Consider the following 11,519-nt stretch of genomic DNA (forward strand, 5'->3'; position numbering starts at 1 on the left):
CCCAGCAAATTCACGAGCTTCCCCCTCTCATCCCATGTGAAAGAGATTGCGGTGCAAACGATTCCAGGGGGTTGACGGGCTCTCCAGGACGGCCAGGACGCCCCCGGTTCTGGCGCGGGTGGGGAGCAGAAGAACAGGGGGCGAGGTGAGGCTGTCCATTTGTTCCACAACTGGGCCCCGACAACGCACCCGGGACTGAGAGACTCAGGCGTCCAACCCTGTCAGTAAGTTCCACGTGTCGCGGAATACCTCGTGTGGCGTTTTTCCCTGTCCCTTCCGACGGGAAGAGATGACACAATGGAACTCCACATCCGTGGAGTTCTGGAGATTATTCTCACGGCACTGAAAAAATTCAGTTTAGCGGGACGGTACGGCTCCTGCTAATAGAGGTCTTCAGGAGGACGCGATGGTGGTCAAGCGCGCCTATTCGGTGGTTGCCCAGCAGAATGACTCATTCCCGTCGAGGGCACGGGGATCTCGGCGTTCTCCGCCGGAGCGCCCCAGGGCCACGCCCTGGCGGGTGGTGGTGATGGAGAACCTGCGCGAGCGCGGCCATGGCCTGCGTGATCTGCTCCTCCAGGATCGTTTCGAGGTGGATGTGGTGGAGGACGCGCGCGGCGCGCTCTCGCGCCTGGCCCAGGAGATGAGGCCCAAGGGCGTCACGCCGCCGGATCTCCTCATCTGCAACGCGCGGATGTTGGGCGAGCAGGGACTGGCGCTGCTCGAGCGCTGGTGCCATGCGCACCCCTGGGTGCCCGTCATCCTCGTGAGCGCCTTCACCAACCCGAGGTTGCGCGCGCGCATGGAGTGCCTGCCGGTGCACCTGGTGTTGGATCAGTCCTTCGCGCTGGAGGACGTGCGCTCCGCGGCGCTGGCGATGACCGAGTCCGACGTCATCCCGTAGACGGCACCTCGTAGACTTCCAGGGGCAGGCCGTCCGGGTCGGCGAAGAAGGTGAAGCGCTTGCCCGTGTACTCATCCACGCGGATGGGCTCGGTGCTCACGCCGCGCCGGTTCAGCTCGGCCACCACCGCCTGCACGTCGGGCACGGCGAACGCCAGGTGGCGCAGGCCCTGGGCTTCCGGCCGCGTGGGCCGTGGCGGCGGATTCGGAAAGGAGAACAGCTCCACCTGCACGCCCGGGCTGATCTCCAGATCCAACTTCCAGGAGCCGCGCGCCTCCCGGTACACCTCGTGGACGATGCGCAGGCCCAGCACCTCGCTGTAGAAGGCCTTGGAGCGCGCGTAGTCCGAGCAGATGATCGCCACGTGGTGGAGCGCGGGCAGCAGGGGCTTCATGGGCCCTCCCGCGACACGTCGAACAGCTCGCCGAGGCCGCGCAGCCGGTTCTTCTCCGTGGACTTGCCCCGCCGATCCAACAACCACGCGCGCATGCCCACCTGTCGCGCCCCCTCGACGCACTCCGGCCGGTCATCGACGAACAGACACGCCTCGGGCGCCACGCCGAGCGCGCGCGCCATGGCCTGGTAGGCCTCGGGCCGGGGCTTGGAGAAGCCAATCACCGCCGCCGACAGGGCCGCGTCCACCAGCTCGCCCAGCCCCAGCGCCTCCAACGAGCCCGGCAGATCGAGCAGGGTGAAGTTGGACAACACGCCCACGCGGTAGCCGTGGCGGCGCGCCTGCTCGAGCGCGGGGCGCGCGTCCGCGAAGGCGCGCAGCGTGCGGCGGGGCTCGAAGCGGCACAGCTGGCCGCGCACCCCTTCATCCAGGCCGTGCGCCTGGCACAGGTGCGCCCAGAAGGAGTCCCAGAAGACGCGCTCGCTCGCGGCGTCGATGATGGCCTGGGCCCGGGGCGCCCAGTCACGCAGGTGGGCGCCGAGCTGCTCGAGCCCGAAGGGCAACAGCCCGCTCAGCTCCCGGTGCGCGCCCGGCAGATCGAACTCGGCGAGCACCCCATCCCGGTCGAAGATGACGGCGTCCGTCACGCGGCCTCCTGGGGCTCGTCCTCGCCGAGCGAGTGGCGGATCTCCTCCTCGGTGATGAGCTCGTTGCCCCTGCAGCGCCGCAGCCGGTCCACCCAGGTGCGGGTCATCTCCTGGATGGCCGGGCGGAACTCGGGCGGCGAGCTCATCACGCAGGTGCGGTAGTCGGCCAGCACGTGCCGCACGGTGCCGCGCACGCCCACGTCGAGGATGGCCTCGTGGATGGGGCGGTAGAGCTTCGCGATGGTGGGGTTGAGGTGCGCCGGGGTCTTGTGCACCGCCGACGCCGAGGCCCCCGTCATGACACGGCACACCCGCCACAGGTTCGCCACGTCGGTGCGCAGGCTCGGCTGGTTCTCGAGCGTCACCAGCAGCGGCCGCGTCACGGCCCCCATCAACACGTCGTCGTTCTCTCCCTCGGTTCTCCGGTCCTCGATGATGTTCACCAGGTCATCCACGTCCTGGAAGATGCGCCCGAAGGCCTCCACCACGCGCGGGGGCAGGGGGGGCCGCCCGTTGAGCCGCAGCGCCGTGTCGAGCCCGAAGGACACCCCCAGCGTGTTCTCGCGGTAGCGGTTGTCGAGCCAGCGCGCGAACAGCGTCTCGCTGGGGTAGAGGTGCTGGCGCTCCCAGATCTGCAGGGCGTACAGCTCGGTGAACAGGTTCATCGTGGCCCCGAGCAGGTGCGGCTCGACGCGCGCGGCCTCCTGGGCCGCCAGGGCGATCAACGAGCCCACGAAGGGCGTGGTGCTGGGCTCGCCGAAGCGCAGCGCGAAGGTGCGCCGGCCCGAGCGCATGGGGGTGCGGTCCACCGTGTCATCCACGATGGCGCAGATCTCCATGGTGAGCAGCAGCACGGGCAGGAAGCGGCGATGCACGGCCTGGATGCCCCCCGACGCCTCCGCCGTGGCCAGGAACATGAGCGGCAGCAGCATGAACGACGGCTGGGGGTTGTCGCGCACCACCGTGTCGTAGAAGGGCCGCAGCGCCTCGGGCACGGGCAGGGTGTGCAGCGAGCGCCGGGCGTCCTCCACCAGGGGCACGAAGACCTCGCGCCGGCGGGCGAACACGCCCTGGAACATCTGCGGGTACTGCAGGGTGACCAGATCCTTGTTCATTCGCCGTCTCCCAACCCGAGCGCGGGGAGGACTTCCTCCAGCCGGGACGTCACCGTGAACAGTGTCTCGACGCGCGCGTGCGCGAAGCCCTCGCGTGCCACCGCCTCGGCCAGGGCCACCAGGGGTTGGAAGAAGCCCCGGACGTCCAGCAGCACGATGGGCTTGTCCATCATCCGCATCTGCTTCCAGCTGATGACCTCGAGCGCCTCCTCCAGGGTGCCAAAACCCCCCGGCAGCACCACGAAGGCATCCGAGCGCTCCGCCATCTGGCGCTTGCGCTCGTGGAGATCCTCCGTCCAGACGAGCTCGCTCAAGCCCCGGTGGGCCACCTCGTAGCGCTCCAGTCCCCGGGGCATCACCCCGACGACCCGCCCCCCCCGGGCCAGCGCCGCGTCCGCGACCGCGCCCATCATTCCGACACGGGCGCCTCCGTAGACCAGTTGCAATTGCCGATCCGCCAGGAGGGCACCCAGGGCGGAGGCCATGCTCAGGTGCGCTTCATTCACACCTGGCGCGGAGCCACAGAAGACACAAACGGATTTCGTCATGACTCGGCGAGACGGCGAGGGTGGGTCAAAAGGGGGGAGGGGGGTTCCGAGTACCCCATTGTCTACTTGAATGGGACCGGACCACAACGGGCATGTCGGTGAGCTGACGCCACAGGTCAGTTTCGCTATCGACAAGCAAACGTGTAGCGGCAGGCCACCCTCGAGGGTCGCTCCACCGGACGCCCCTCCTGGATGGACCGGGCCAGACGCACGAACCGGGCAGGTGTCCAGCAGCGAGGCGTGGCCGGGAACGTCGCCTCTCCCGCGAGGTAGCCAGGCTGCCCCGTAGGGGGTCGCGGCACCCACACCTGCCCAGGCAGCATCCACCCCTCGTCGTCGGAGAGCATGTGTACCCCTTTCGAGTTGGACTCCGGCAAGGGAGGCACGAATGGGGTGGAGCGCAAGCCGCGCCGGGCGCCCTCACGGCGCGACTGTCAGCGGTAGTGCTGTGACAGCTCGTCGATGCGCCGCAGCTCGTCCGCGGACAGGGTGAAGCCCATGGCGCCCACGTTCTCCTCCGCGTGACGCCGCTTGGTGGCCCCTGGGATGGCGACCACCGTGTCGCCGTGGAAGGAGCACAGCCAGTTGAGCGCCACCTGCGAGGGGGTGGCGCCATGCGCGGTGGCGATCTTCTTCAACTCCTCGATCAGCGGCCGGCTCTTCTCCATCCCCTTGGCGCGGAAGTTCGGCAGGAACTTGCGCGGGCCCACGCGGCTCTTGATGAGCGAGGGGTCATCGTGGAACTTGCCCGACAAGAGCCCCTGGGCGAGCGGCGAGTAGGCGATGATCGTGATGCCCAGCTCCTTGGCGGCGGCGAGCACGCCGTTGGACTCGATCCTCCGGTCCAGCAGGCTGTACTGCATCTGATTGGAGACGAGCGGCACCCCCCAGCGGGCGAGCGCGGCGTGCGTCGCGCGCATCTTCTTCTCGGAGAAGTTGCTCACGCCCACCGTGCGGATCTTCCCCTCCCGCACCAGCTTCGCCATCTGCTCGGCTTGGGCGTCGACCGTGGCGAACGCGTAGGGCTGGTGGATCTGATGCAGATCAATCCCGAAGGGGCTCAACGCGGAGAGCCGCTCGCCGATCGTCGCGCCGATGCTGGAGGCCAGCCTCGCCACGGGCAGCCACTTGGTCGCGACGACGACCTCGCCCGGCTTCTTGCCCAGGCGCGTCAGGGCGGCGGCGAGCGCCTGCTCCGAGCGGCCATTGCCGTAGGCCTCGGCGGTGTCGAACCAGTTGATGCCCCCCTGGAGCGAGGCGTCGATGATCTCCTCGACGGCCGCGGGGGGCAGGGCCTCCCAGAACCCACCCACCAGACCCACACCCGCGGAGAACTGCCAGCAACCCAGGCCAATGGGGGAGATCTCGATGTCCGAACGACCCAGTTTCCGCAGCTTCTCCATGTGTGCTGTTCCTCCCGTGTGCGGCGGCCAATCTCCCCCGCTTGATGTCCGAGGGGTAGAAAAGTGAAGGGGCCCACCCGGGATATGTTCTCCCCATGAATCCCATCGTCCACGCGGAGTTGTCCTGGTTGATGTCACAGGCGCTGCCCGAGCGCCGTGACCGGATCCTCGTCACCCTGGCTGGCCTCTCGCCCGATCTGGATGGGCTGTCGCTGCTGGGGGGAACGGACATGTATGGGCGCTACCACCACGTGCTCTCGCATGGCTACGTGGGGGCGCTCGCCGTGGCCGCGGTGTGCACGGCCCTCGCGCGGCGGCGCGGGGCGGTGGCGCTGCTGTCCCTCGCCGCCTTTCACCTGCATCTGCTGTGCGATCTGGTGGGCAGCGGCCCCGGCTGGCCCCTCTATTACTTCTGGCCCACGTCCATGCGGGAATGGTTCTGGGAGGGGCAGTGGAACCTGGCTTCGTGGCAGAACTCGCTCATCGGCATGGCGGCCACGGCGGCGTGTCTGGCGTGCGCCCTGCGCTGGCGCCGCACCATCGTGGAGTTGTTCTCCGTGCGCTGGGACGCCGAGGTGACGCGCGCCCTGCGGGCCCGTTTTCTCGGCGAGTCCACCTGAGCCGCGCGTCGTGCCCGGAGCGCTCCGCGCGGCTCTTCTCTGCACAGCCCCGTGAACCGGACTGCACACCGCGCGCCAGGGGGCTCAGAAGCGGCCGCCCAGGCCCAGCAGCGTGCCGCGCGAGGAGAACGACAGCACGGGCTGGACACCTGAGCGCGAGGACACCTCGGGCGGAGCACGCTGGAACAGCTCGTAGCCGAGATGGGAGCCCACGATGAAGGGCAGGGGCACGGTGTAGGACAGGCCCTGCGCGAACCCATTGGCCGCCTGGAACAGCACGGCGGACAGCACGGTCCCCAGCGTTCCACCGAGCAGCGTGATCAGCAGGCTTCCATCACCCCCCGCGAGCTCTCCGCCCCACCAGACGCCCAGCGCATAGCCCTCCGCGATCCCCAGCAATCCTCCGAGGATCCCGGCTCCGAGGCATCCGAAGTAGCTATCGTCTCCCAGGCCCGTGGTAGCGCACACCAGTCCGCCCAGCAGTCCTCCCGCGAGGACTCCCCCCGCGGCCGTGATGGTGCCCGCGCCCAGCTCCGCCAGCAGGCGCAGCCCCAGGGGCGCCGGGTGCCGCTGCGACTCCTCGTGCCAGGACTGCTCGGAATCCGGCGGCGACTCCTCATCGGCCAGGGGCCCGCTCAGGGCCAGGTGGGGAAAAGCCAGGGGCGCGTCCTGCGCGGCGAGCCCCACCCGGGGCACCCACAGCAGCAGGGACAAGAAGAGCGGAAACATCCAACCAGACAGAGGGCGAGGGGTCATGCGACCGCCTGTCTGCAACACCTGGACCGTCTCCGGCCTACCCGGGCGCGAGTGGGGCGCCGTGGCGGTAGTGCGTGCGCCAGGCGGCGGGCGTCATCCCGTGCGCCCGCCGGAAGAGCCGGATGAAGTGGGTGGCGTCCGCGTAGCCCACCCGCTCGGCGATGACGGCGACGATCTCATCGGTGTGCAGCAACCGGCGCCGTGCCTCGCTCAGGCGCCCCGCGATGATCCATTCCTGGACCGAGCGCCCCGTCGCCTCGCGCACCGCCGTGGTGAGGTGGGCCGGCGAGCGGTGCACCGCCGTCGCCACGTCCCGGAGCGACAGCGGCTCCAGGCAGTGCCGCTCGATATAGCGCAGCGCCTCGGTGACGAGGCTGTCGGACGCCCCGGAGCGCTGTCCCCAGGACGCGGCCCGTGACACCTCGGCGAGGATCAACGTGAGCAGGCTGCGCTCGATGGCGAAGGTGCCTCCGCCCTCGCGCTCCACCTCGTGCCGCAACTCCCGCAGGAGGCTCTCCAGGAAGGGCCGGCGCCCCTCGGGAATCTTCACCACCGCCGCGGCCCCCGAACGCACGTGCTCGAAGGGCGCGAGCATCTCCTCGGAGGCGTCATCGGCCAGGAAACACACCGGACAGAAGCCGACGCCCATGATGTGTGATTGCCGCGAGGCCAGATGCCGGTGCGGCGCGCCCGCGGGGATGAGCAGCACATCTCCCTCCTTGAGCGTCCACTGCCCCCCCTGCTCCACGGTGGTGCTGCCCCCGGTATGGAAGACGAGCACGGCGTAGTCGTGGGTCACGGGGGCATGGGTGGTCTGGGTCTCCGTGGGGCCCCGATGGATGACGAAGAGGGGCCGGCCGTGGCCCTGGCCGTTCTCGGCACGGACCTTCTCAGACATCGGTGTCCTGGAGCGCGGGCAAGGTCGATCTCCTCGTGGCGGTCGCCGCGCGCGACCATAGCAGGTGCTTCGTCGGGCGACGGCGGTGTTGGCTGGGCGTCACCTCGGGGCGCTCTCTGCTGGGCGATGTTCCCGGGTGGGGAAGGGAAGTGGGCGGTGCGCGCCCTGTCTGGGTACTTTATTTCCCATCCTGTCGCGGCGAGCCCCCCGTTTGCTCCCGCGAACGGTGGGATGGCCCTGGCGTGCTGTTTGCTCCTGATGCGCGGCATGAGAATCGTGCTCTTCGCTGGACTCCTCTTGCTGGTGAGCGCATGCGGTGGCCCGAGCGAGCCTTCCGTCATGCCAGAGTCGCCTCCCGCTCAAGCCGACGTGGGAGGCGGCGGGGTCTCGACGCCGCCGGGCCCCGAGGTGCCACGGGGTGAGCCGCCTCCCCAGCCGCTCCCGCCACCGACGCAGCCGCCTCCGGAACCGCAGACGCCGTCGCGTCCCTCGCCCGCCGAGCCCCGCTGGCCGGCGCTGCAGACGTCCATTCCCGTCTACGAGCTGACGTTGAGCCAGGCGGACTACGACGCGCTCCACGCGCACATCCATGATCCGCCCTCGCGGGACTTCAGCGTGATGGGCCGGTTCTCGCTCGAGGGCCGCGCGTACACGGCGGAGCTGAGCTTCCGCGGGCGCTCCTCGAAGACGGACCCGCGCATCGTGAAGAAGTCCTGGGACGTGCGCTTCGACAAGAAGGATCGCTTCGAGGGCAAGAAGAACATCGAGCTGCTCGCGGCGTGGAAGGACAGCGGCTACCTCACCGAGAAGCTCTGGTATGACTTCGCGGCGAGCATCGGGTTGCGCGCGTCGAATGCCCGCTACGCGCACGTGAAGCTGCACCTGGTGCAGCCAGACGGCTCCGTCCTCACGCGCTACGAGGGCGTCTTCACCGAGCTGGAGTCCGTCAACAAGGACTTCCTCGAGGCCCACGGCTTCGACGATGACAGCGACCTGTACCGCGCCGGCATGCACGATGGCGAGATGCGCCCGCCGCCCCAGGAGTCCTACCAGGAGCCCTGGGACAAGAAGACGAACGAGGAGGCCCCCTGGAATGAGCTGTGGAGCTTCCTGGACGGCATCAACCGCACGCCGCCGCACGCCTTCCCGGCCTTCGTGGAGGAGCACCTGGAGCTGGAGGACTACCTCACCTGGCTGGCGATGGAGACGCTCATCTCCCATGATCTCCAGGGCGACGCGCGCAGCTACCTCGTCTACGACCGGAAGACGGAGAAGTGGACGCACGTGCCGTGGGATCTCAACAACGCGCTGTCGCTCTACAACCGCACCAACCCCGTCATCCAGGGCGTGAAGAAGTCGCACCCGCTCTTCAGCTTCACCCCGTACGATCCGAAGGTGTACGAGCTGCGCGCGGAGCGCCGCGTCTTCGAGGGCATGGAGGACATGAAGCCCGGCTGGAGCACGCTCTCCACGCGCATCTACGATGACCCGGGCCTGCGCGCCCGCTACGCCGCCCGGCTGCGAAAGCTGCTCGACACGTGGTTCACCGAGGAGAACCTCGGGCCGCGCATCGATGCCATGCACGCGCTGCTGGCGCCCTACATCCTGCCGGGTCCGGACGGCAAGGCGAAGGATCCCTACGTCAGCACCGAGCACGCCGCGCGCAGCACCGAGTACCTCCACCGGTTCGTGCGCGAGCGCCGTGCCTGGCTGCTCGAGCACCTGAAGGACATCGAGTCGCATGGCCAGGGCGCGCTCGTCATCGATCGGGTGGGCCGTGACGCCTCGGGGGCGTTCTGGGTGCAGCTGTACAACCGGGGCTCGGCGCCCGTGACGCTCGGGGGCCTCATGCTCACGGGCCACACCCGGCTGCCCGAGCAGTGGACGCTGCCCGCGTCCACCCTGGAGCCCGGACAGGTCCTCACCTTGCGCCAGGGCGACGTGGGTGCCCAGGTACTGGGCGCGACGTTGGATCCCAATGCCCCCGAGCTCGCGCTGTACTCGGCGGACGGGCTGATGGCGCTGGACGTGCTGTGGCTGGCGCCGCTCAAGCCCGGGGAGGCCTACGGGCGCAAGACCCGAGGGGCGGAGAGCTTCGGTCCCCAGACGGGTCCGTAGGGCACGTGCCCGGGCTCCGCCGCGGGTGGATGCGGCGTTGCTCGGGGAAGGTCAGGGCCCGGTCTGAGCGCTGCCCACGCCGTCCACCTGCACGGTGACGGCGTTGAGCGCCTGATCATCGATCTGGATCTGCGTCTTGCTCTTGATCGAGGCGGTGAAGTCATCCACGGCGTGGGCCCGTTTCTCCATCAACAGGCGGCTCTCGATGCGCGCCCGGACCATGTCGAGCGTCTGCTCGAGTCCGGGCTGCCGGGCCACCAGCTTGAGCAGGTGCAGCCCCCGCGCCGAGGCGACCTCGGACAGCTCGCCGACGGCCTTCAGCCCGAAGGCGGCCTCCGCCACCTGCGGGCCCCACTGGGCGCTCAACTCCTCGCGCGTCTTGAAGCCGAGGTCCCCATCCGCCTCCCGGGTCGTGGCATCGTCCGAGCGCGAGCGCGCCAGCGCGCCAAAGGCCGTCTTGTCCGGGCCGACCTCCCGGCGCCGCACGTCCGCCAGCAGCTTGTCCGCCTCCGCCTTCACCTGGCCGCGCTTGGGATCCTCGCTCGCCGAGGCCAGGAACACCTGGCTCACCCGCACCCGCTCGGGCCGCACGAACTCCGACAGGTGGTCCTGGTAGTACTTCTTCAGCTCCTCCTCCGTCACCTTCTGGTTGGCCGCCGCCGCGGCCTGCTTCTGGATGAGCTTTTGCACCATCAACTTCTCCAGGGTGGCCTTCACCTCTGGATCCTGATCCAACCCCTGGTTCCGGGCCTCCTGCGCGAGGAGCTCGAAGCGGATCAGGTTGTCGAGGAATTCCTTCTTGGACTCCAGCGAGGTGTAGCGCGAGCGGATGAAGGCGGGCTGCTCCTCCAGCTTCGCCTTGAATTCACTGGCCGTGATGGTCCCATCACCCACCCGGGCGACGACGGGCTCGCCCGGGGCGGCACTGGAGGTATCGCCGCGCTCCGCCTTGCATCCATGGAGGAGCAGCAATGCGGCGGTGGTGGCGGCCACGGAAATCTTCGACGGATTCATGGAAGGTCATCCCTGGAGGAGGTCCAGCGGGGACGATCCCTGCGCCTCTTCCCCCCTCCAGAGCGGCGCGGACCTTAGCAAGTACTTTTTGTGCGTTCAACGTACACTGAACATTTCCTGTTGTTCCGGGGGTGTTGAGTGAGCCACAGTGCGTTCGCTCATTCTCTTCCGGGAGCGTCTTCTGCGTCGGCTCTTCATGCCCGTCTGGCTTTCCTTCGCGCTCGCGTGGGCCGCGTGCGACGAGGGGCACGCGGTGGCCGAGCCGGAAGCCCAGGCCACGGGCCCCATCGTGGCGCGCTTCACCGGGGGGGTCATCTCTCTCGAGGAGATGCGGCGCGAGGCGCAGCGGCTGCCTCCTTCATTGCGCGAGCAGTTCGAGAGCGAGGCGGGCCAGCGGGAGTTCGTGCTGGCCATGGTGGACAAGCGGCTGATGGCGCGGGAGGCGCGGCGGCGCGGTCTGGCCGAGCGGCCCGACATCGTCCGGCAGGTGCGCGAGCTGGAGGAACGGCTCGTGATCCAGGAGCTGCTCGCGGAGGAAGAGCGGGCCGCGGGAGCCCCGAGCGAGGCGGAGCTGAGGGCGTATCACGAGGCCAACAAGGCCAGCTTCCAGCGGCCCGAGCGCGTCCATGTCGCGCGGGTGCTGGCGGCGGTGGCGCCTGGTGCCGGCGCGGCGGAGAAGGCCAGGGCCCGATCCCGGGCCGAGGAGTTCGCACGACGCCTGCGCTCGGGCGAGCCCATGTCGCGTGTCTACTCCGCCGGAGATGGGCCGGAGCGCGCGCTACAGGGAGACCTGGGGTGGTGGACCCGGGGAGAGCGCGGTGACAAGCGGCTGGAGGAGGCGGCGTTCGCGCTGTCCTCGCCGGGCCAGCTCTCGCCCGTCGTCGAAACGGCGGAGGGCTTCGCGGTCGTCCAGCTCCTCGAGCGGGAGCCGGGCCGGACGCCGTCGTTCGAGGAAGTACGGTCGGAGGTGGAGGGGCGGCTGGCGCCCGCGCGTCAGCGGAAGGTTTTCGATGGTTTGCGCTCGCGGCTTCGGAGCGCGTCGGATGTGCACGTCGAGGTCAAGACGCGTCCCTGACGCGTCGAGGAAGAGGGGGGAAAGTCC

The 11,519-nt window shown here is 69.2% G+C and carries 12 protein-coding genes; 4 read left to right on the forward strand and 8 right to left on the reverse strand.

Translation table 11 applies throughout. The features are described from left to right. Positions 1-406 precede the first annotated feature (406 nt). Complete coding sequence (locus F0U63_RS21215) at positions 407-904, forward strand: response regulator (RefSeq protein ID WP_395847724.1); 498 nt, start codon at positions 407-409, stop codon at positions 902-904. Here the strand turns inward: F0U63_RS21215 and F0U63_RS21220 are convergent. The 5 genes from F0U63_RS21220 to F0U63_RS21240 all read right to left on the reverse strand — a co-directional run bounded on the left by F0U63_RS21220 (position 894) and on the right by F0U63_RS21240 (position 5,011). Then, a complete protein-coding gene (locus F0U63_RS21220) occupies positions 894-1,298 on the reverse strand; it encodes a VOC family protein (protein WP_395847725.1) in 405 nt (134 codons plus the stop codon). The two genes, F0U63_RS21215 and F0U63_RS21220, sit on opposite strands and share 11 nt — an antisense overlap. Beyond that, the gene (locus F0U63_RS21225) at positions 1,295-1,945 is read right to left on the reverse strand and encodes an HAD family hydrolase (RefSeq protein WP_395847726.1); all 651 of its coding nucleotides are present in this window, start codon (positions 1,943-1,945) and stop codon (positions 1,295-1,297) included. The genes F0U63_RS21220 and F0U63_RS21225 overlap by 4 nt, the downstream gene beginning before the upstream one ends. After that, entirely contained in the window at positions 1,942-3,060 is a 1,119-nt protein-coding gene (locus tag F0U63_RS21230; protein ID WP_395847727.1) for a class 1 isoprenoid biosynthesis enzyme, read from the reverse strand. Before F0U63_RS21230 ends, F0U63_RS21225 begins: the two co-directional genes overlap by 4 nt. After that, a complete protein-coding gene (locus F0U63_RS21235; RefSeq protein WP_395847728.1) occupies positions 3,057-3,608 on the reverse strand; it encodes a TIGR00730 family Rossman fold protein in 552 nt (183 codons plus the stop codon). Before F0U63_RS21235 ends, F0U63_RS21230 begins: the two co-directional genes overlap by 4 nt. A 434-nt stretch (positions 3,609-4,042) precedes the next feature. Beyond that, entirely contained in the window at positions 4,043-5,011 is a 969-nt protein-coding gene (locus F0U63_RS21240; RefSeq protein WP_395847729.1) for an aldo/keto reductase, read from the reverse strand. 95 nt (positions 5,012-5,106) lie between these two features. Here F0U63_RS21240 and F0U63_RS21245 point away from each other — a divergent pair, with 95 nt between their 5' ends. Next, on the forward strand, positions 5,107-5,631 hold the full coding sequence (locus F0U63_RS21245; RefSeq protein WP_395847730.1) for a metal-dependent hydrolase: 525 nt from the start codon (positions 5,107-5,109) through the stop codon (positions 5,629-5,631). An 84-nt stretch (positions 5,632-5,715) separates the two neighbouring features. Here the strand turns inward: F0U63_RS21245 and F0U63_RS21250 are convergent, their stop codons facing one another. Further along, complete coding sequence (locus tag F0U63_RS21250; protein WP_395847731.1) at positions 5,716-6,387, reverse strand: hypothetical protein; 672 nt, start codon at positions 6,385-6,387, stop codon at positions 5,716-5,718. A gap of 37 nt (positions 6,388-6,424) precedes the next feature. After that, positions 6,425-7,285, reverse strand: coding sequence for a helix-turn-helix domain-containing protein (locus F0U63_RS21255; protein ID WP_395847732.1), 861 nt, complete (start codon positions 7,283-7,285; stop codon positions 6,425-6,427). 267 nt (positions 7,286-7,552) lie between these two features. On the opposite strand from F0U63_RS21255, the gene F0U63_RS21260 reads away from it, so the two are divergent. Next, entirely contained in the window at positions 7,553-9,403 is a 1,851-nt protein-coding gene (locus F0U63_RS21260; protein ID WP_395847733.1) for a CotH kinase family protein, read from the forward strand. Positions 9,404-9,454: 51 nt separating this feature from the next. On the opposite strand, the gene F0U63_RS21265 is transcribed toward F0U63_RS21260, so the two are convergent. Beyond that, the gene (locus F0U63_RS21265) at positions 9,455-10,417 is read right to left on the reverse strand and encodes a peptidyl-prolyl cis-trans isomerase (RefSeq protein ID WP_395847734.1); all 963 of its coding nucleotides are present in this window, start codon (positions 10,415-10,417) and stop codon (positions 9,455-9,457) included. Between the two features lie 148 nt (positions 10,418-10,565). Here F0U63_RS21265 and F0U63_RS21270 point away from each other — a divergent pair, with 148 nt between their 5' ends. Then, positions 10,566-11,492 (forward strand): peptidylprolyl isomerase, encoded by a 927-nt coding sequence (locus tag F0U63_RS21270; RefSeq protein ID WP_395847735.1) that lies wholly within the window; start codon positions 10,566-10,568, stop codon positions 11,490-11,492. The last annotated feature ends 27 nt before the right edge of the window (positions 11,493-11,519 follow it).

It is taken from the genome of Cystobacter fuscus (genome assembly GCF_044360685.1).
Lineage (GTDB): Bacteria > Myxococcota > Myxococcia > Myxococcales > Myxococcaceae > Cystobacter > Cystobacter fuscus_C.

Bases quoted from the DNA above. Each gene is read 5' to 3' on its own strand.
- F0U63_RS21215 (WP_395847724.1), top strand. From the start codon at position 407: ATGGTGGTCAAGCGCGCCTATTCGGTGGTTGCCCAGCAGAATGACTCA.
- F0U63_RS21220 (WP_395847725.1), bottom strand. From the start codon at position 1,298: ATGAAGCCCCTGCTGCCCGCGCTCCACCACGTGGCGATCATCTGCTCG.
- F0U63_RS21230 (WP_395847727.1), bottom strand. From the start codon at position 3,060: ATGAACAAGGATCTGGTCACCCTGCAGTACCCGCAGATGTTCCAGGGC.
- F0U63_RS21235 (WP_395847728.1), bottom strand. From the start codon at position 3,608: ATGACGAAATCCGTTTGTGTCTTCTGTGGCTCCGCGCCAGGTGTGAAT.
- F0U63_RS21240 (WP_395847729.1), bottom strand. From the start codon at position 5,011: ATGGAGAAGCTGCGGAAACTGGGTCGTTCGGACATCGAGATCTCCCCC.
- F0U63_RS21245 (WP_395847730.1), top strand. From the start codon at position 5,107: ATGAATCCCATCGTCCACGCGGAGTTGTCCTGGTTGATGTCACAGGCG.
- F0U63_RS21250 (WP_395847731.1), bottom strand. From the start codon at position 6,387: ATGACCCCTCGCCCTCTGTCTGGTTGGATGTTTCCGCTCTTCTTGTCC.
- F0U63_RS21255 (WP_395847732.1), bottom strand. From the start codon at position 7,285: ATGTCTGAGAAGGTCCGTGCCGAGAACGGCCAGGGCCACGGCCGGCCC.
- F0U63_RS21260 (WP_395847733.1), top strand. From the start codon at position 7,553: ATGAGAATCGTGCTCTTCGCTGGACTCCTCTTGCTGGTGAGCGCATGC.
- F0U63_RS21265 (WP_395847734.1), bottom strand. From the start codon at position 10,417: ATGAATCCGTCGAAGATTTCCGTGGCCGCCACCACCGCCGCATTGCTG.